Here is a 17270-nt window from a genome sequence, read left to right on the forward strand (position 1 = left end):
TCCGGCGGACGACCACTTCACGGTAGCGTCTTCAAGAAGGCCACCAGGCTACGGGCCTGAACGTTGACGTAATGGCTGTGCCTCAGCAGTTCGGCGAGCTGGCCCGCGGCGACCCAGGTGTAGTCGGAAGGCAGTAGCTTGGGGAGCGTCTCGTCCGCCTCGATTATCATGTACTGGCTCGCCGCGTTCCGGAACCGGCCACCTTCTTCCGAATGGAAAGCGGCGTAGCGAATCCGCTCAGGGCCGGCTGCCATGACGTAGTCCAACAGAAACGGTGCGCTGCCCGGAGCGTAGTTGGCGGGAACGCATTGCACGGTTGGGCCGAGCTCGATGGCGCCGAGGAAGCCTGCCTCCATCGTCGCGCGGACCAGAACGTGCAGGACGCCGCGGAACTCCGTGACGACGAAAGCCACGATCCCGTAACCGTGCTGCTCGATCAGCGGTTGGTGCCAGCTCGACACCTCGCGGGTGCCCGCGCGAACCGACACCCCCACGACACTGAAGAACCTGCCGTCACCTCGCGTGATTTCCCAGTCGGTGCGGATCCACTCGGGGAGGTCGGTCAGGCGCACCCGTTGTGCGTCGAGTTCGCTGTCGACCTGCCGTTCGGTGAGCCACCTCAGCAACGCGTGCGTGCTTCGGTGCGCGCCGGGCAGGGCGGCGTCACGCGACCACGCGGGCACCGAACTCGCCGGCAGGCAGGACAGCACCGTCCGCGAGTCCATGTTGACGACGTAGTCGCGAGCCAGAAGTTCGTTGATCTGGCCGAGAGTCAGCCAGCAGAAGTCGCGTCCGACCTCGACGTGCTCAGCTACCTCGACAACCATGTTGCGATTGCGCTTGCGGTAGAACCACGAACCGTGCTCGGACTGAAGCACGTCGACGATCACCTTGCCGCGTCGCGGGCCGATGAAGTGGTGCAGGTAGGCCACCTCGTTGCCGCCGTGCGCCCTGCGGTAATTGCTCTTCGTGGCCTGCACCGTCGGCGACAGTTGCACGAGGTTGACGTTCCCCGGTTCCATTTTCGCCTGCATGAGGAAGTGCAGGACGCCGCCGAACCTCTTGGCGACGATGCCAAGGATGCCGATCTCCGGCTGATTGATGATCGGCTGATGCCACTCCGGCACCGCTCCGTCCGCTGCCCGCACTCGCAACCCTTCGACCGTGAAGAATCGGCCGCTGCGGTGGGTCAGATTTCCACTGTCGTCGGCGAACGTCCAGTGGTCGAGTTCGTCGAACGGGACACGCGAGACCTCGAAATCGTAGGCCACACAACGTTCTGCCAGCCAGGCGTCGAACTCGACAGTGGACACGTGGAATCCACGCGTCGTGGCCGCCGACACGGCGAGGTCCGCGACGATGTCGGCCTCCGATCCCTCCTGCTCCAGCGGGCTCGCCATCACCGCTCCCGACCGTCTGTGCGCTCCCGCACGCCGACGTACAGCGCGTGCTTGCTCAGCGGGCTGGCGATGTGCCACGCGGGGGAGCCGGCGCCGGCGAAGGCGTCAAGGTACTCCTGCTCGGCCGGCAGCACCACCTCGGTCCGCGGACCGGCGCCGACGAGTTGCATCGACACGAAGCCGCCTTCCGAACAGGAGCCGACCGGGGTCATCCGCTCCCGCTCGACCCACGAAGAGGCGAAAACGTTGCAGACTGCGGAAAGTTCGTCCGCACCCAACGTCGGCTGGAGGATATTGATCACGCTGTGCGCCTCCCTGAGCACGGAGCCAGTCGATCCGGTGCCCAGAGTGTGCGCTCGGGCGTTTGGCAAAGTCGTCTTCCCGAATGCGTCGCGTGACCCGAGCCGCACACGGTCATCGTCGCATCATCCGCTCGACCAGTCGTTGGTGACTGCGCCAATCTCCCTGCGCGAATTCGAACGGCCTATTCCACTTGAGCCGCCGGTGACGAGGATGTTCCGTGGTGCCATCGGCGCTCCCATCCACGACGATCGACGAGCACAACGTCCCACACGGCCCGTGGCGGATCTTCTTGCGGTTTGCCTGAGTTCCACGCCTCGGTGGACCGGATTGCTTCACCATTGCTCTCGTTGTTCGCCGTGCTGTCGCGAATCGTCCCGGCGTGTCTAACCTTGAATCGTGGAAGAGACGACGGAGTATCACGCCTACCTGGCGCTCGACGAACTACTGTCGATCCAGCGTACGCGGACGGGCGAGCACGACGAGCTGCTCTTTCTCGTGACGCACCAGGTCCACGAACTTTGGTTCAAACTGATCCTCCACGAACTCGCCAGGCTCCAGGACCACCTGGCCGACGGCGCCGACGGCGCCGCCCTGCGCACGCTGCAGCGCACCGCGGCGCTGGTTCGTACCGTGGTCGCCAATGCCGACGTGATGGCGACGTTGACGCCGCGCCAGTTCGACAGCTTCCGGCACGCACTCGGCGGCGGGAGCGGGGCGCAGTCCACACAGTTCAGGCTTATCGAAGCCGTGCTCGGCAGGCGAGATCCGCAGATGTTCGAGTACTACCGGGTCGGTGCTGGTGAGCGCGCCGAGCTCGAGCAGGTTCTACGTCGACCGACCGTCTTCGACTCGCTCGCCCGTTTCCTTGACGACCGCGGGTTTCCCATGCCGGACTCCCTGCTGGACCGCGACGTGTCCAAGCCACCTGCTCCGTCCGAGGACGTGCAGCAAGCCCTCCGGAAGGCCTACCTCGAAGACGGCGTGATAGCGCAGATCTGCGACGCGCTCATCGAGGTCGACCAGTGCTTCCAGCAGTGGCGCTACCAGCACGTGAAGTTCGTCGCGGCGATCATCGGCGACAAGGCCGGCACCGGCGGATCGTCGGGAATCCCGTACCTGCGTTCGACCTTGTTCCACCAGATGTTCCCCGACCTGTGGGCGATGCGCAGCAAGCTGTGACCGGCCGTTCGCAATGCGGGAGACGCCATCCCGGAACGCCCCGGGAAACGATGCCTTGACGCAAGGCGCCATTCGATCCTGTCCAGGCCGAGGCCACCGAGGAGGCCATGGTGACGCTCCAGCCACCCACCCACGACGAACTCGTCGACCGGGCGACGAAACTCGTTCCGCTGCTCCGCGATCACGCCCAGTGGAACGACGAGAACCGGCGCCTGCACGAGGAGACGATCGAGGCCCTCGCCGCCGCGGGTGTCTTCAAGATGCGGATCCCGGCCCGCTACGGCGGCTACGAGTGCGACACCCGCACCGTGGTCGACGTCGCGGCCGAACTCGGCCGCGGTGACGGCGCCGTCGGCTGGATCGCCTCCGTGTGGTGGATTCCCGGGTGGATGGTGGGCATGTTCCCCGACGCCGTCCAGGACGAGGTCTACACCACCGAGAACGTCCGGGTCTGCGGGACGCTCAGCCCCACCGCCATGGCCGCGAAGGCGCCCGGCGGTTATGTCGTCAACGGGCAGTGGGGGTTCATCAGCGGCGCGCTGCACAGCCACTGGCAGGTCGCGATCGCGGTGACCCCGAACGCGAGCGGCGAGATGGAGCCGATCGTCGCCCTGATCCCGATGGCGGACCTGGGAATCGTGGACGACTGGAACACCACCGGCCTGCGCGGCTCCGGAAGTGTCACCACGGTCGCCGAAGACGTGTTCGTCCCCGCGGAGCGCACGCTGCCGCTGATGGCGCTGCTGACCAACCAGTCCGCCTCGGTCCTCAACGCGGACATCGACATGTACCGCGCCCCGCTCGCCGCGCTGGCCTCCGCGTGTTCGGTCGGCAACGTGGTCGGCATGGCCCGTGCGGCGTGGGACTGCTTCACCGACCGGATGCCCGGCCGCAAGATCACCTACACCGACTACACCGACCAGCGCGAAGCCACGATGACGCACCTGCAGGTGGCGGAGGCCAGGGTCGCGATCGACGAGGCCGCCTTCCACGCCTACCGGGTCGCCGACCTCGTCGACGCGAAGGTCGCCGACCACAGCGAGTGGTCCACCGAGGACCGGGCCCTGGCCCGGATCGCCATGGGCGCCACCTGCAAGCGCGCGCTGGAGGCGGTCGACACGCTCTACGTCGGCAGCGGCGGCTCGGCGATCTTCTCCAGCGTGCCCATCCAGCGCACCTGGCGCGACCTGCACGCGCTCACCCAGCACGCCCTGAACACGCCGCACATCCTCTACGAGATCTACGGCCGGGTGCTGTGCGGCCTCGCCCCGAACACGCAGTTCTTCTGATCAGCCAAGGAGCGATATGTACGACTACATCATCGTCGGTGCGGGATCGGCAGGCTGCGTCCTGGCGGCGCGGCTGACGGAGGACCCGGACATCCGGGTCTGCCTGGTCGAGGCGGGCCCGACGGACAGCCATCCGAACATCCAGGTGCCCGCCGCGTTCGCCAAGCTGTTCCGGACCCAGGTCGACTGGGACTACGACACGCACGACGAGGCCCAGCTGAACCGCAGGCGGGTGTTCCTGCCCCGTGGCCGGGTGCTCGGCGGGACCAGCTCGATGAACGCGATGGCCTACGCGCGGGGCAACCCGTACGACTACGACTCGTGGAACCAGCCGGGCTGGGCCTACGCGGACCTGCTGCCGTACTTCAAGCGGTCCGAGGACAACGAGCGTGGCGCGTCGGCCTACCACGGCGCGGGCGGGCCGCTGTCGGTGTCGGAGAACCGGTCCAAGAACCCCAGCACGGCGGCGTTCATCGCGGCGGCGACGGAGGCCGGGTTCGCGGCCAACGACGACTTCAACGGCCCGGAGCAGGACGGTTTCGGCTTCTACCAGGTCACCCAGCGCAACGGACGTCGCTGCAGCACGGCGGCGGCGTTCCTGCACCCGGTGATCGACCGGCCCAACCTCACCGTCGAGACCAACCTCCAGGTGCACCGGGTGCTGATCGAGGACGGCCGGGCGACCGGCGTCGTCGGGTACCGGCTGGAGGACGAGATCGTCCTGCGGGCCGAACGCGAGGTGCTGCTCTCCGGCGGCGTGTACAACTCCCCGCAGCTGCTCATGCTTTCCGGTGTCGGCCCCGCCGACACGCTGCGGAAACTCGGCATTCCGGTGGTCGCCGACAACGAGGAGGTCGGCGCGAACCTGCAGGACCACGCGCTGGTGCCGCTCATCCTCACGCATTCCCAGCCGATCAGCCTGCTGGCCGCCGGCGAGCCCGCCAATGTCGAGCTGTACCAGCGCGAGGGCCGCGGGCCGCTCGCGTCCAACGGGCCCGAGGCGGGCGGCTTCGTGCGCACCGACAGCACCTTGCCCGCCCCCGACCTGCAGTTCTTCGCGGCGCCGGGCATGCTGGCCGACAGCGGCCTCGGGCCGCCGACCGCGCACGCGATCTCGTTCGGTCCCGCGGTCGCCACCCCGCAAAGCCGCGGCCGGGTGCACCTGGCGTCCGCCGATCCCACGGCCAAGCCCCGGATCGTGCACGGCTACTACTCCGACCCGGCGGACATGGAACGCACCCTGGTCGCGCTGCGCATGGCGATGGACATCGGCCGGCAGCCCGCGATGCGGCTCTACAACGAAGGCGTCTTCCGTTACCCGGACTCGGAGTCGGACGCGGACCTGGCGTCCTACGCCCGGAAGTACACCCAGTCGATCTTCCACCCGACGAGCACCTGTGCCATGGGCACGGTGGTCGACGCCGACCTGCGGGTCCGTGGCATCGACGGGCTGCGGGTGGTCGACGTGTCCGTCATGCCGGAGGTCGGCCGCGGGATCCCCAACGCGACGGCGATCGTCGTCGCGGAGAAGGCGGCCGACCTGATCCGCGGCATCCCCGCCCCGGAAGCGGCGGAGTTGCCGGAGGCGAGGGTGCTGGCCGCCGCCGACCGGGGTCGCTGACCGTGCGCCAAGCTACTCCGGGCTTGGCGCACGGGCAGCCGGGAACGAGGTGGTCACCGCGAAAGCCGTGGGCGGCGCGGTCCGCGCCAGGATCCCCGCGGCACGGAGCCTGCTCCAGGTGGGCGCGGCACGGGCACGCTGCTGCGACGGCCGGCCTGCGAGTGCGAGCACGTCGAGGGGTTCGGTAGGTGGCGTGGTCGTCGTGGTGCTCTCGCCGCACCGGGGGTCCACGGAGTACCCGGAGTACACCGAGGCGCTCGGCCGGGCGGGCCTGCATGCCGAGTTCGTGCCGAGCACGGCGGCAGCTGGTTCCGGTTTCGTCATCGCAATTTTGACGATGTACGGAGAGCCACCGATGACGACGATAAGTGCCGACCAGAATGACCGCGCCGGAACCGGACCCGCGGTCATTCTGGTCGGCGGTGGTGGAGCGGTGGACCGCAGTGAGAACGCGCCGCTTGCTGCGGAGCTGTCAACCACTTCACCGTTTACAGCTACGACCGCCGCGGTCGAGGCGAGAGCGGCGACACCGCGCCGTACGCGATCGAGCGCGAGTTCGAGGACATTGCCGCGCTGATCGAGGACGCGGGCGGGGCGGCGTGCCTGCACGGGGTCTCCTCCTGCGGCGCGCTCGCCCTGGCGGCCGCGGCCGCGGGACTGCCCGTCACCAAGGTCGGCGCGTTCGAGGTTCTCTACGACGTTTATCCCGGCGCGCAGGAGCGGCACAGGGGCGTTCGAGCTGTTCATGCGGCTGGCGGGCACGCCGGAGGAGATGATCGCTCAGGCGCCCAGCTCGCCGCGTGGCGGGGACTGATCGCCAACGCCCGATTCTGGCCAACGACGCCGCCTGGCTGCACGACGGTGGGCCGCCGAAGGACCGGCTCGCCACGATCAAGCAGCCGGTGCTGGTCCTGACCGGGAGGACGCCTGCCTGATCTCGTCCCACGTGACGGTCGGATCCGGGTTGTGCATGTGGAACACGTCGATCCAATCGGTCCGCAGCCGGCGCAACGAATCTTCGCACGAAGCGATGATGTGGCGTGCGGGCAGGCCGCTGTCATTCACGCGGTCGTAGACCCGCCAACTTGTCCGCCAGGTCCGCGTCCACCTCGAGCGCAGTACAGCGGTGGTCAGCGGAAGACCCGCCGACCTTGGTCGGTCTGCCGGCATCGCGAGCGTCTCCGCTCCGCGCACCTTGTCCCGCCAGAAATCGCGGGACGGCATGATCGCACCGACCATCCGTCGGCTCGGTCGTCCGAGGAGACATCGCGCAGGTCTCGCGCCGTCTCAGGCACCACCTGAGACGGCGCATGCGCTGGTCGGGTCGCGGACACGTCAGTACACTTCGAGCCGCGCTGGGGTCGAGGGGACCGGCCGCAGGCAGGCGGCGTTGTGGTCATCCAGGAGACGCTGTGCCTCCTCGGTCGCCTGCTCGAACCTCGGACCGGGGTCCGCGCCTGACAACAAAACGTCCTTCATTGCCCTGGTCATGGCGTGCTGGACGCCCGCGAAGTCACCCAACAACGCACCGGACGTCGCGGCGCACTGCGCCGACGTGCGGAGCTGGTCACTGGCCACTCGATGATGTGGATTGGCTGCGAACCAGCCCTCGCCCTCCAGCGTGTCGTAAGCCTCGTTGGTGATGGGGAGGAATCCGTGCGCCCGGTGCCATCGAATGATGCTCGACGGCTTGAGCAGGTGCTGGATGAACGCGAGCGCGCCGTCCCGCTTGGCTTCGTCGAGACCGTCCCGCAGGAACAGGGAGTACCCCGACACCAGGCTCCCCACGTAGGGCACCGACGAGTTGAACGGCATCGGGCTCGCGATCACCTCGAAGCCGTTCTCCTCGCCCGAACGGACGAACTCCTCGGCCTGCTTCGACGAGCTCAGCGCGAACACCGCATCCTGCCGGGCGAATGTCTCGAACGCGCTCCAGAATGCCCCCTCTGAGTAGACGTAGTGACCGGCCGCATGCAAGTCCCGCATCCACTCGACCCACGCGAGCATTTCCTTGGAGGCCAGGTCGACCACGGTAGCTCTGGCTTCCCTGCCGTTGCCGTTGTTCGCGAGGAGACCGCCCTGCTGCGCCAGTGCCTGCTGGAAGATCCAGCCGTTGTTGGGCCAGGCCGCCCCGTAGGCTGGAGCTTCGTCGAGCCGCGCGACCGCCTCGCACGCCGTAACGAGCTCATCCCAGGTCCTGGGGGGAGTGTCGATCCCGGCCTTGCGCAGGATCGTCATGTTCGAGTACAGCAGGGGAGTGGTGGCCGTCATGGGCACGGAGAACTGGTCGCCCTGATACGTGTAGAAGCTCCGTGAGAGCGGTTCGATGTCGTCGATCACCACACGCTCCCCCAGCACTTCCTTGCGGCCGCCGAGAGCCCTCTCGATGGACGTAAACACCGGCTTACCGTCTGGCGTGTAGGTATCGTAGGCGAGCTGGGTCGCGGTGGCGTAGTACTCGGCGATGTCCGGTGCCTCCCCGCGCTCGGCGGCGCGCGCGACTTCTTCCGCCATCGTCCAGGGATCGTGACCCTCGACGCGCACCGCGTACTCTGGGTGGGCCCGCTCGAACTCGCGGGCCATCTCCAGAATCGGTTGGAGGTATTCTTCACCGTCGTAGGTTCCGGACGGGCGAGCTTCACCACCGGGCGGAGTGAATTGATGTTCGATGATCCACGCGGTGATGACGGTGACGCCTGCCCCGGTCATATCCTTCTCCGTTCTCGCCTACGTGAACTGCCAGTGTCCAGACGCCGCATGCGCGAGGACGCGCCGCTATTGTTTCGGAGGCCGGACGGATCCGGCGTCTTCTCAAGTGCGACGTGACTTGCCTTGGGTCGAGGCATGCGGCAATCCGTGAGTTCGGCGATGAGCAGACCCGGCTCGACCGCTGGGAGCCCGACCTGAAGGACGTGGGCCGGCGAGTTGCGTGACACGACGACTCCCGCCGCGCTGGCTGCCGGCTATCAGGCGCTGCTCATCGGATTCGAGGGAGGCCATCGCTGAAACCACCAAGGCGATTGTGGACGCGATGGGGTGATTACTGAGTGGACGCGGCAGCTCCGGATCGGAGCTGCCGCGTGACGACCTCCTAGAGGGTCTCGATCCAGAACCGGCCGACAGCAACGAACGCCGCGAGCAACCCGAGCACGAGCGGCGAAACGAACTGTTCCTTGCGCCGGATGTGCACGACTACCGCGCCGATCATCGTCAGGAGCAGGCCCGTTGCGGCGGTTGGGACGAGCCAGGTCGCCCCCGAGACGAACGCGGGCGCGATGAGGCCGATCGCGCCAAGGATTTCGAGCGTGCCGATGGTCTTGATCTGGGCGTCGGAGAAGTCCTCGACGTATGTCATGCCCTTGTCGTACAGGTTCTTCTTCGGTGTGACGAGCTTGCTGACTCCCGCCCCCAGGAAGGCCACCGCGAGCAGTCCGGCCACGATCCACAGTGCAATGTTCATTGCGATTCCTCTCGAACTCGATGCTTCAAGAAAGTCGCTGACCGCCGGTTCAGCTCGTCATCGCCGCACCGACATCGAACTCCGTGCCGAACGGGTCCGTGATGTTCGCGACCCGCCCGTAGATTATGTCGTAGGGCTCGGCCGAGGTTCCACCCGCGTCGACCGCTCGCTGCGCCGCCGCATCGGCGTCGTCCACCTGGAACAAGGTGCCCCAACGGGACTTCGTGGCCTTTGGGTCACCGGCGATGCCGCCGATCTCGTGGCCATCCGGTCTGCGCAGGAACGTGAAGTCGAGCTCAGGCATGTCCGGGCCGGCATCCAACGTGTAGCCGAAGACCGCGACGTAGAAGTCGCGCGCGGGCCCGGGTTCCGCGGTGACCAGGTCGTTGCGGAGCAGGGTGTTCGGCTCGTTGACGATCTCGCAGCCGATGTGGGCATCGGCCTGCCACAGTCCACACTGCGCACCGGTGGTGTCCTTGATGATCGCCGTCCGGCCCTGGTCCAGCACGTCCATCGGGCCGGTGATGACCGCGCCGCCCGCGTCTCGCGCGCGGGCGGCCGCGGCGTCACAGTCATCCGTCGCGAAGTAGACGTTCCACCAGAAGTCCGTGGCGTCGGGATCGGGGTTCGGCCTGATGGCCGCGACGGGTTTACCCCGTAGCAAGCACTGGGTGTAGTGGCCGAACTCCGCCGGTCCCACATCGAACTCCCAACCGAACAACGCACCGTAGAAGGTCATCGCGCGGTCGAGATCCGGGATGCCCAGGTCGATCCAGGTCGGTGTGCCAGCCGGCTGCGTGGTGGTCAGCTCGCTCATCGTCGTTCCTTGTCGTGTCCGGGCCTGGTATCGGTGATGGGCGTTGGTCGAGTGGGCCGGGTTGTCGGAGTTGGTTTTCGACCCAGTGCTTGCGGTAGCGGCGTCTACTTCTTGTTGCGGTAGCGGGCCATGGTGAGCGGGCCGAAGACCGCGACGAGAAGTACGGACGAGACGAGCACCCAGCCGATTTCCCCGGCCGGGACCGAGCCGTGCATCAGGCCGCGTACCACGTTCACCAGGTGGGTGATCGGGTTGACGTCGATGACCGCCTGCATCCACCCGGGCATCGTCTTCGGGTCCACGAAGATGTTGCTCACGAACGTCAGCGGGAACATCACCATCATGCTGACCCCCGCCACCGAGTTCGGCGTGCTCAGGATCAGGCTGAGCATCGTCCACAGCCACGACAGGCAGAACGAGAACACCAGCAGCAGCGCGACCGAGAGCACCACGCCGGCGGCGCCACCCTCCGGCCGGAACCCCAGGACCAGTCCGAGCCCGATGACGACCGCCGACCCGATCGAGTAGCGCACCAGATCGCCGAGCAGGGCGCCGACCAGCGGGGATGGCCGCCACACCGGAAGTGACCTGAACCTGTCGAACACCCCCTTCTGGATGTCGGTGTTCAGCGTGATGCCAGTGTTCATGGTGATCATGACGTTCGCCTGCACCAGGATGCCCGGCACCAGGAACTGCAGGTAGTCCTGTGTCGACCCGGCGAGCGCGCCGCCGAACAGGTAGGTGAACATCAGCGTGAACATGATCGGGAACATGGTCACGTCGACGAGCTGCTCCGGGAGGTGCTTGATCTTCAGCAGAGCGCGCCAGCCGAATGTCAATGAGGTGCGCACCGGGCCGGGTCGGGACGGGCGCTCACCGACCAATAGCACACGGCGCAGCGCGTCCTCGGTGACTGGGGCCGACGCCTGTTCTGCGGTCATGGTGGTCATGCGGCTTCCTCCTCGGGGGTCTTTTCGGCGGCGTGTCCGGTCAGGGTGAGGAACACCTCGTCCAGGCTCGGCTGACCGAGCGCGAACTCGGTGACGTCGATGCCGCTGCGGGACAGTTCGGCCAGGGAACGGGCGACCCGTTCGGGGTCGGAGATCCTTGCGGACAGCGCGGCCGGGTCAGCGGAGAGCTCGACCGGCTCGTCGAGCGCGGCGGCGAGGACCCGTTCGGCGTCGGCCCGCTGCTCGGGCGCACGTAGCCGTACGTGCAGCGAGCCGGCGCCGACCGATGCCTTGAGCTCGCCGCTTGAGCCCTCGGCAATCACCTTCCCGTGGTCGATCACCGCTATGCGGTCGGCCAGCTGGTCGGCCTCGTCGAGGTACTGCGTGGTCAGCAACACGGTGGTGCCCATGGCGACCATGCCCCTGACGATCTCCCAGACCTGGTTCCTGCTGCGCGGGTCGAGCCCGGTCGTGGGCTCGTCGAGGAAGATCAGTTCGGGGGGGACGACCAGGCTCGCCGCGATGTCGATGCGCCGGCGCATCCCGCCGGAGTACTTCTTCACCTGCCGGTCGGCCGCCTCGGCAAGGCCGAACGCGTCGAGCAGGTCGGCCGCCCGCTCCTTGCCTCGGTGGCGTGAGTAGCCGAGCAGCCTGGCGAGCAGCAACAGGTTCTCCGCCCCGGTGAGGTCCTCGTCGACCGACGCGTACTGCCCGGTGAGGCCCACCCTGCTTCGCACCGCCTGGGCGTCACGCACGACGTCGTAGCCGAGCACTTGCGCCTCTCCGGCGTCGGGCTGCAGGAGCGTGGCCAGCATGCGGATCGTGGTGGTTTTGCCCGCCCCGTTCGGACCGAGCACGCCAAACACGCTCCCGGCGCTCACGGCCAGGTCGACACCGGCGACCGCGTGGGTCTCGCCGAAGCTCTTCTTCAACCCTCTCGTCTCGATCGCGAGTTTTCCCATGGGTTCGAGTCCTTCTCTCGGTGTTGCGAACGGATTGGTCGATCTAGTCAAGTTTGATTACTGGGTCAGAGTGTCACAAGGAGGAACGGCTAGTCAAGTTTGATTAGAGGTGCATCTTGAGGGGATCGAGGACTGTTCGCCACGAACCCGGATCATCGGCCATGGTGTAGGCGCCCTCGGACAGTCGTTTGCTCAGGCTCTTCGCCCACTCCAGTTCGGTGCGTGCGTGTCCCGCCCACAGTTCGGCCTGCTCGCGGACGTGCTCGGGGATGTGCTCGGGGATGTCCCGATGGGGGTCCTCCCACCCCTCGGCCTGCACTACGAGCTCCGCTTCCAGGCGCGCGACCCGCTCGCTGACGTGCGCGATGGCATCTGACCTGGTCAGCATGGGCAACATGGCGATGGACGCGTTGAGCATGTCCGGGTCCTGGGTGCGCCGTAGACCGTCGCGGACCAGTTCGACTATCTCCTCACGTCCCCGAGGTGTCGCGCGGTACAGAACGCGCTCCGGTCCGGAGTTGCCCGGTTCGGCGTGTTCGGTGAGGAGGCCATCGGCCGCCGCCTTCTTCAGCGCGTGATAAATCGAGCCGGGTTTGATCTTGGCCCAGGTTTCCGCACGCCAGCTCTGCAGTTCGGACCGCACCTGGTAGCCATGCGCGCCGCCGGAGAGGTGCACGATACCGAGTACCAGGAGCTTCGTCGCCGAGATGCGCCCACTCTGCTGAATGTGCCGTCGGCGGACGTCACGCGGAGTGTCATCTCGTTCATGGCTTCGCTCCACTTCTCGATGCGTGTTCGTCACCGTCGGAGCATGTCGACCAGGCTTGAGGTCCTGGATCTGCGAGCCCAGGCGATCACCGCGGCCACGACCAGGAGGACCAGTGGCAGCCACGGGCTCTCCTCCAGAAGGAACACGTTGGTGATGACCGCGCCGACCGCCACGGCGGCCAGCCCGAGGGCGGCGAGGCTCGAGAGCAGCGGGATCAGCAGCCCGACCGCGCCGGCGATCTCCAGGATGCCGACCACGTAGCGCAGCCACTGACCCGCTCCGATGTCGGTGAACATTTCAACCATGCCGGGTGCGCCGATGACCTTCATGATGCCGCCCCCGGCGAACTGGACGGCCAGGCCTGCCTGCAGCACCCACAATCCGACGTTGGCTGCGCGGCCAGGCTTGCGGGTGATCGCCGGAGCGTGGGTGTGCTCTGTGGTGCTCATCGAATCGTTCTCCTTCGGGGCTAGTCAAGTTTGATTACTTGGTCAGAGTGCCACGAGGAGGAGTGTCTAGTCAAGTTTGATTAGAGGTGCATCTTGAGGGGATCGTGGACTGTTCGCCACGAGCCCGGGTCATCGGCCATGGTGTAGGCGCCCTCGGACAGTCGTTTGCTCAGGTTCTTCGCCCACTCCAGTTCGGTGCGTGCGTGTCCCGCCCACAGTTCGGCCTGCTCGCGGACGTGCTCGGGGATGTCCCGATTGGGGCGCTCCCACCCCTCGGCCTGCACTACGAGCTCCGCTTCCAGGCGCGCGACCCGCTCGCTGACGTGCGCGATGGCATCTGACCTGGTCAGCATGGGCAACATGGCGATGGACGCGTTGAGCATGTCCGGGTCGTGGGTGCGCCGTAGACCGTCGCGGACCAGTTCGACTATCTCCTCACGTCCCCGAGGTGTCGCGCGGTACAGAACGCGCTCCGGCCCGGAGTTGCCCGGCTCGGCGTGTTCGGTGAGGAGGCCGTCGGCCGCTGCCTTCTTCAGCGCGTGATAAATCGAGCCGGGTTTGATCTTGGCCCAGGTTTCCGCACGCCAGCTCTGCAGTTCGGACCGCACCTGGTAGCCATGCGCGCCGCCGGAGAGGTGCACGATACCGAGTACCAGGAGCTTCGTCGCCGACATGCGCCCACCTTCGCTCAATCTGCTCGGACTCGCTCCGCGCTGCTCAACAAGTTCCATCGCCTCGGCAGCCGGCGCAAGCGCTGCCTGCGCTCGGTTCACTCACTTGCAGGCTCTAGCATATGAGCATCCCGGTACTGACCGCGGTGAGGCGTTGGGACTGACCGCCGGCCCGGTCCCGCCCCGCGTGGACGCCCGTCAAGGCCGGGCTGCCGAAGCTGGTGGCGCACGCCCAGGCCGAGGGTGGGTGGTCGCTGCGCAAGGCGGCGCACACCCTCGGTCCGGAACACGTGCGGTGCTGCGCTGGCTCGACCGGGCCGCCCAGGACCCGGCTGGTTGACGCCAAGCCGGGGCCGGAGGCGCCGCTGCACGCGCTGCTCGATTGGGAGCGTGCGGCGATCGTCAAGGTGGCCGAGGAGTGGGGCCGAGGTCGACCGTTCTCATCGCAAGCTGGCGCACCGTGGCTCGCGGCTTGATCGTAGCTGGGGTGGACGGAAACTCGGATTGCCCGTCGAGAAACCGAATTTTTCACCCATTGTTCACCTGATCCGGGCTCTGATACCCCCACGCGGGTGACTCCACTGGGATGGCGGATCAGCACTGTCCAGGAGCAACAGCCGGGGTTGCAGGTCCCCGGGGCGCGGTGGCGGCATCCAGCGGCGGCCCCGGCTGGTGCGCGATCGCCGTCATCGACGTGGTGTCCCGCAAGTGGCTCGCGACCGTGGTTTCGGCCGAGGAGTCCGCCACGCAGGTCGAGATCGCGTTCACCCGTGCGCTGGTCGAAGACGGCAAGGAATACCTGCTGGACGAGCTCGCCTGCGGGGTCGTGCCGGACAACGACGAACGGGTGCCGGTACTGCCGGCGGTGTCGGACAACGGGCCGCAGATGACTTCCAAGGCGACCGCGGTATTCATGGCCGCCGCCCGCATCGCGCAGCACTTCGAGCGGCCCGGCACCCCGAACGACCAGGCGTGGGTGGAGTCGTTCTTCGGCCACCTCAAGGGCGAGTTCCCGCACCTGGACAAGATCACCGACCCCGGCGACCTCGAGGCCGGACTGGACCGCCTGCGGGCGTTCTGGAACGGCATCAGGCTGCACGAGGGCATCGGCTACGTCACCCCCAACGAGCCCCCGCCCAGTTGGTTGGGTATTTCAAACCCCACCTGGTGCATTTGGTCAGACGCACCTCGGTCACCGCGACGGCAACCGAGGGCGGCACCCTGACCAGATGGTTTTCGCACGTGACCCCGGTGGGAAGCTCCACCTCGGACAGTGCGAGATCGACCCACGGGCTGCGGTAGATCGCCCGTTCGTTGCACACGGTCCACGTACGCGCGTTCATAACGTCGCTTCCAGCTGAACACCTCGAACGGGTCGGCCGCGCGGCGCAGGCGGGGCCGACCCGTCGAGCATGTGCTCCTCGCGGTCTTCGAACAGCTTGCACTGCCAGCCCCGGTCGAACAGCGCGTCCCCGTCGTCGCGGCCCGGCGCGGCGTCGACGAGGCGCTCGATCGCCTTGCGCGCGGCGGTCCGCTCGATCACCGCGCCCTACAGTGCTCGCTCAGCTGCGGGCGGGCCGGGAGCCGCTGAGGCTCACCGGGTTGTGAGAGCCTCGCCGTCGCCCTGTCGCCGCAGCTCGGCGTCGAGCTGGACGCACCGGTCGTACTCGGGCAACAGTCCCTGCCGGGCGGCGTCCTCGAGCAAGATGGCGTCCCGGTCCCGGGGCGAGAGGATCATCTCCAGCCCGTCCGGGATCGGCAGCGCCAATCGAGGGTCCAGCGCCGAGACTGCGAGTTCGTTCTCGGCGACGTAGCCGCCAGTCAGCATGTAAGACATCACCGTATCGTCCTCGAGGGCGATGAAGGCGTGTCCGACCCCCACAGGGAAGTACACCGACCGGAACGATTCCTGGTTCATCTCGACGCAATCCCACCGTCCGTAGGTCGGTGAGCCCACGCGCAGATCGACGACGATGTCCAGGGCGCTACCGTGGGCGCAGCTCACATACTTCGCGATTCCGGGCGGCGTTCGGGTGTAGTGGATCCCGCGGAGCGCCCCGCGCCGGGACCGGCTCTGGTTGGCCTGTCGCACGGGAAACGTGTCCTGGTCCCGCGCCTGGGCGAGTGCGGGTCCCTGGAACGGTGCCACGAAGAGCCCCCGCTCGTCGGGGTACGTCGAGGGCGTGAACTCGAGCGCACCCTCGACAGCCAGTTCTCGGATCTCCACGTGTCTACTCCCTTTCGTCGAGCCGTCTCAGATTCTTCCCAGCACGTCACGAAGGGCTTCGACGGTGTGGTCCTGATCGTCGCGCCGCAGCGAAGCAAACATCGGCAGGGAAAAGATCTCGCCCGCGAGTTTCTCCGTTACCGGTAGCGAGCCCTCTCGGTACCCGAGATGGGCGAACCCCGTCATCAGGTGAACCGGCCACCGGTAGCTGACGTTCAGCTGAACACCATGCTCCCGCATCGCCTCGATGATCGAATCGCGTGCCGGGTGCCTCACCACGTAGACGTAGTAGACGTGCTCGTTTCCCTTCACGGTCGACGGCAGCGTCAGCGCGGTATCGCCAAGATCGCGCCCGTAGCGCGCTGCGACCGCGCGTCGTTGGTCGATGTAGCGATCCAGCCGGGTGAGCTTCTTCCGCAAGATCTCGGCGTGCACTTCGTCGAGTCGACTGTTGTGCGCCGGCGTCGCGACGGTGTGGTAGTCGGACTCCATGCCGTAGAAGCGCAAGCGGCGCAGTGCACGGTCGGTCTCCTCGTGCGGCGTCAGCACCGCACCGCCGTCGCCGTACGCACCGAGGACCTTGGTCGGGTAGAACGAGAAGCTGGAGGCATCCCCCCAAGTACCGGCAACCTGCCCATGCTGGCGGGCGCCGTGGGCCTGGGCGCAGTCCTCGACCACGACCAGTCCGTGCTCACGGGCGATCGCGCTCACAGCGGCCATGTCGACGCACTGTCCGTATAGATGGACCGGGACGATCGCCTTGGTCCGAGCCGTGATCGCAGCACTGATGAGGGTCGTGTCCATCAGGAAGTCGTCCTCGCGGACGTCGACGAAGACCGGTGTCGCGCCTGTCGACACGATTGCGACAACGGTGGGAGCCGCGGTATTGGACACGGTGATGACTTCATCTCCCGGACCGATGCCGAACGCCTCCAGCGCAAGCTTGATGGCGTTCGTGCCGTTGTCGACGCCTACGCAGTGTGCGACTCTATGGTAATCGGCGAACTCCTGCTCGAACATGTGCACGCTCTTGCCGAGGATGAGCTTTCCGGAGCTGAAGACCGTGTCGACACACTCGAGTATCTCCTCGCGCTCCTGCTGGTACTCGTCGAGATAGCCCCATACGTGGACCGTCATCGTCAACTCCATTTCTGCTTTCGGTCGCGGGGCGTC

General features: G+C 67.1%; 19 protein-coding genes and 2 pseudogenes. 7 read left to right on the forward strand and 14 right to left on the reverse strand.

What is annotated here, in order from left to right; all coding sequences use genetic code 11:
• Positions 1 to 17: 17 nt before the first annotated feature.
• Both I4Q55_RS30410 and I4Q55_RS30415 read right to left on the reverse strand, forming a co-directional pair.
• Positions 18 to 1400, reverse strand: a complete 1383-nt coding sequence (locus I4Q55_RS30410; RefSeq protein WP_206792495.1) for an NDP-hexose 2,3-dehydratase family protein — start codon at positions 1398 to 1400, stop codon at positions 18 to 20.
• Positions 1400 to 1723 (reverse strand): hypothetical protein, encoded by a 324-nt coding sequence (locus I4Q55_RS30415; protein WP_206792497.1) that lies wholly within the window; start codon positions 1721 to 1723, stop codon positions 1400 to 1402. The genes I4Q55_RS30410 and I4Q55_RS30415 overlap by 1 nt, the downstream gene beginning before the upstream one ends.
• Positions 1724 to 2099: 376 nt before the next feature.
• On the opposite strand from I4Q55_RS30415, the gene I4Q55_RS30420 reads away from it, so the two are divergent.
• From I4Q55_RS30420 to I4Q55_RS50685, 6 genes and pseudogenes are all read left to right on the forward strand, one after another.
• Positions 2100 to 2882: a tryptophan 2,3-dioxygenase family protein gene (locus I4Q55_RS30420; RefSeq protein ID WP_307793351.1), complete on the forward strand. Its 783-nt coding sequence runs from the start codon at positions 2100 to 2102 to the stop codon at positions 2880 to 2882.
• Positions 2883 to 2989: 107 nt separating this feature from the next.
• Positions 2990 to 4171 (forward strand): acyl-CoA dehydrogenase family protein, encoded by a 1182-nt coding sequence (locus I4Q55_RS30425; RefSeq protein WP_206792499.1) that lies wholly within the window; start codon positions 2990 to 2992, stop codon positions 4169 to 4171.
• A 16-nt stretch (positions 4172 to 4187) separates the two neighbouring features.
• A complete protein-coding gene (locus I4Q55_RS30430) occupies positions 4188 to 5792 on the forward strand; it encodes a GMC family oxidoreductase (protein ID WP_206792501.1) in 1605 nt (534 codons plus the stop codon).
• Between the two features lie 193 nt (positions 5793 to 5985).
• Positions 5986 to 6369 (forward strand): hypothetical protein, encoded by a 384-nt coding sequence (locus tag I4Q55_RS49530; RefSeq protein WP_242547064.1) that lies wholly within the window; start codon positions 5986 to 5988, stop codon positions 6367 to 6369.
• Positions 6330 to 6545, forward strand: a pseudogene (locus I4Q55_RS50680) (hypothetical protein); the annotation flags it as partial. The gene I4Q55_RS49530 and the pseudogene I4Q55_RS50680, both read left to right, overlap by 40 nt.
• A gap of 47 nt (positions 6546 to 6592) precedes the next feature.
• Complete coding sequence (locus I4Q55_RS50685; RefSeq protein WP_307793357.1) at positions 6593 to 6727, forward strand: hypothetical protein; 135 nt, start codon at positions 6593 to 6595, stop codon at positions 6725 to 6727.
• On the opposite strand, the gene I4Q55_RS30440 is transcribed toward I4Q55_RS50685, so the two are convergent.
• From I4Q55_RS30440 to I4Q55_RS30480, 9 genes are all read right to left on the reverse strand, one after another.
• On the reverse strand, positions 6684 to 7031 hold the full coding sequence (locus I4Q55_RS30440; RefSeq protein WP_206792503.1) for an aldo/keto reductase: 348 nt from the start codon (positions 7029 to 7031) through the stop codon (positions 6684 to 6686). The genes I4Q55_RS50685 and I4Q55_RS30440 overlap by 44 nt on opposite strands.
• Positions 7032 to 7127: 96 nt before the next feature.
• Positions 7128 to 8501, reverse strand: coding sequence for an extracellular solute-binding protein (locus I4Q55_RS30445; RefSeq protein ID WP_206792505.1), 1374 nt, complete (start codon positions 8499 to 8501; stop codon positions 7128 to 7130).
• A gap of 382 nt (positions 8502 to 8883) precedes the next feature.
• On the reverse strand, positions 8884 to 9252 hold the full coding sequence (locus I4Q55_RS30450) for a DoxX family protein (RefSeq protein ID WP_206792507.1): 369 nt from the start codon (positions 9250 to 9252) through the stop codon (positions 8884 to 8886).
• A 49-nt stretch (positions 9253 to 9301) separates the two neighbouring features.
• Complete coding sequence (locus I4Q55_RS30455) at positions 9302 to 10069, reverse strand: VOC family protein (protein WP_206792509.1); 768 nt, start codon at positions 10067 to 10069, stop codon at positions 9302 to 9304.
• A 104-nt stretch (positions 10070 to 10173) separates the two neighbouring features.
• The gene (locus tag I4Q55_RS30460; RefSeq protein WP_206792511.1) at positions 10174 to 11019 is read right to left on the reverse strand and encodes an ABC transporter permease; all 846 of its coding nucleotides are present in this window, start codon (positions 11017 to 11019) and stop codon (positions 10174 to 10176) included.
• On the reverse strand, positions 11016 to 11981 hold the full coding sequence (locus I4Q55_RS30465) for an ATP-binding cassette domain-containing protein (protein WP_206792513.1): 966 nt from the start codon (positions 11979 to 11981) through the stop codon (positions 11016 to 11018). Before I4Q55_RS30465 ends, I4Q55_RS30460 begins: the two co-directional genes overlap by 4 nt.
• Positions 11982 to 12084: 103 nt before the next feature.
• Positions 12085 to 12783, reverse strand: a complete 699-nt coding sequence (locus I4Q55_RS30470) for a PadR family transcriptional regulator (RefSeq protein ID WP_206792515.1) — start codon at positions 12781 to 12783, stop codon at positions 12085 to 12087.
• Positions 12780 to 13199 (reverse strand): DoxX family protein, encoded by a 420-nt coding sequence (locus tag I4Q55_RS30475; protein WP_206792517.1) that lies wholly within the window; start codon positions 13197 to 13199, stop codon positions 12780 to 12782. The genes I4Q55_RS30470 and I4Q55_RS30475 overlap by 4 nt, the downstream gene beginning before the upstream one ends.
• A gap of 80 nt (positions 13200 to 13279) precedes the next feature.
• Positions 13280 to 13873, reverse strand: coding sequence for a PadR family transcriptional regulator (locus I4Q55_RS30480; protein WP_206792519.1), 594 nt, complete (start codon positions 13871 to 13873; stop codon positions 13280 to 13282).
• A 640-nt stretch (positions 13874 to 14513) separates the two neighbouring features.
• On the opposite strand from I4Q55_RS30480, the gene I4Q55_RS50690 reads away from it, so the two are divergent.
• On the forward strand, positions 14514 to 15095 hold the full coding sequence (locus I4Q55_RS50690; RefSeq protein WP_206792521.1) for an integrase core domain-containing protein: 582 nt from the start codon (positions 14514 to 14516) through the stop codon (positions 15093 to 15095).
• 92 nt (positions 15096 to 15187) lie between these two features.
• Here I4Q55_RS50690 and I4Q55_RS30490 read toward each other — a convergent pair.
• The 3 genes and pseudogenes from I4Q55_RS30490 to I4Q55_RS30500 all read right to left on the reverse strand — a co-directional run.
• A pseudogene (locus I4Q55_RS30490) lies at positions 15188 to 15419 on the reverse strand (acyl-CoA oxidase); the annotation flags it as partial.
• A gap of 45 nt (positions 15420 to 15464) precedes the next feature.
• Positions 15465 to 16097 carry a dTDP-4-dehydrorhamnose 3,5-epimerase family protein gene (locus tag I4Q55_RS30495; RefSeq protein WP_206792523.1) on the reverse strand — a complete coding sequence of 211 codons (633 nt, stop codon included), beginning with the start codon at positions 16095 to 16097 and terminating at the stop codon, positions 15465 to 15467.
• A 27-nt stretch (positions 16098 to 16124) separates the two neighbouring features.
• Positions 16125 to 17234, reverse strand: coding sequence for a DegT/DnrJ/EryC1/StrS aminotransferase family protein (locus I4Q55_RS30500; protein WP_206792525.1), 1110 nt, complete (start codon positions 17232 to 17234; stop codon positions 16125 to 16127).
• Positions 17235 to 17270 lie beyond the last annotated feature (36 nt).

Origin of the sequence: Amycolatopsis sp. MtRt-6, from assembly GCF_017308975.1 — a bacterium.
In the GTDB taxonomy this organism is placed as follows: Bacteria; Actinomycetota; Actinomycetes; order Mycobacteriales; family Pseudonocardiaceae; genus Amycolatopsis.

Bases quoted from the DNA above. Each gene is read 5' to 3' on its own strand.
- I4Q55_RS30410 (WP_206792495.1), bottom strand. From the start codon at position 1,400: ATGGCGAGCCCGCTGGAGCAGGAGGGATCGGAGGCCGACATCGTCGCG.
- I4Q55_RS30425 (WP_206792499.1), top strand. From the start codon at position 2,990: ATGGTGACGCTCCAGCCACCCACCCACGACGAACTCGTCGACCGGGCG.
- I4Q55_RS30430 (WP_206792501.1), top strand. From the start codon at position 4,188: ATGTACGACTACATCATCGTCGGTGCGGGATCGGCAGGCTGCGTCCTG.
- I4Q55_RS30440 (WP_206792503.1), bottom strand. From the start codon at position 7,031: ATGGTCGGTGCGATCATGCCGTCCCGCGATTTCTGGCGGGACAAGGTG.
- I4Q55_RS30445 (WP_206792505.1), bottom strand. From the start codon at position 8,501: ATGACCGGGGCAGGCGTCACCGTCATCACCGCGTGGATCATCGAACAT.
- I4Q55_RS30450 (WP_206792507.1), bottom strand. From the start codon at position 9,252: ATGAACATTGCACTGTGGATCGTGGCCGGACTGCTCGCGGTGGCCTTC.
- I4Q55_RS30455 (WP_206792509.1), bottom strand. From the start codon at position 10,069: ATGAGCGAGCTGACCACCACGCAGCCGGCTGGCACACCGACCTGGATC.
- I4Q55_RS30460 (WP_206792511.1), bottom strand. From the start codon at position 11,019: ATGACCACCATGACCGCAGAACAGGCGTCGGCCCCAGTCACCGAGGAC.
- I4Q55_RS30465 (WP_206792513.1), bottom strand. From the start codon at position 11,981: ATGGGAAAACTCGCGATCGAGACGAGAGGGTTGAAGAAGAGCTTCGGC.
- I4Q55_RS30475 (WP_206792517.1), bottom strand. From the start codon at position 13,199: ATGAGCACCACAGAGCACACCCACGCTCCGGCGATCACCCGCAAGCCT.
- I4Q55_RS30480 (WP_206792519.1), bottom strand. From the start codon at position 13,873: ATGTCGGCGACGAAGCTCCTGGTACTCGGTATCGTGCACCTCTCCGGC.
- I4Q55_RS30500 (WP_206792525.1), bottom strand. From the start codon at position 17,234: ATGACGGTCCACGTATGGGGCTATCTCGACGAGTACCAGCAGGAGCGC.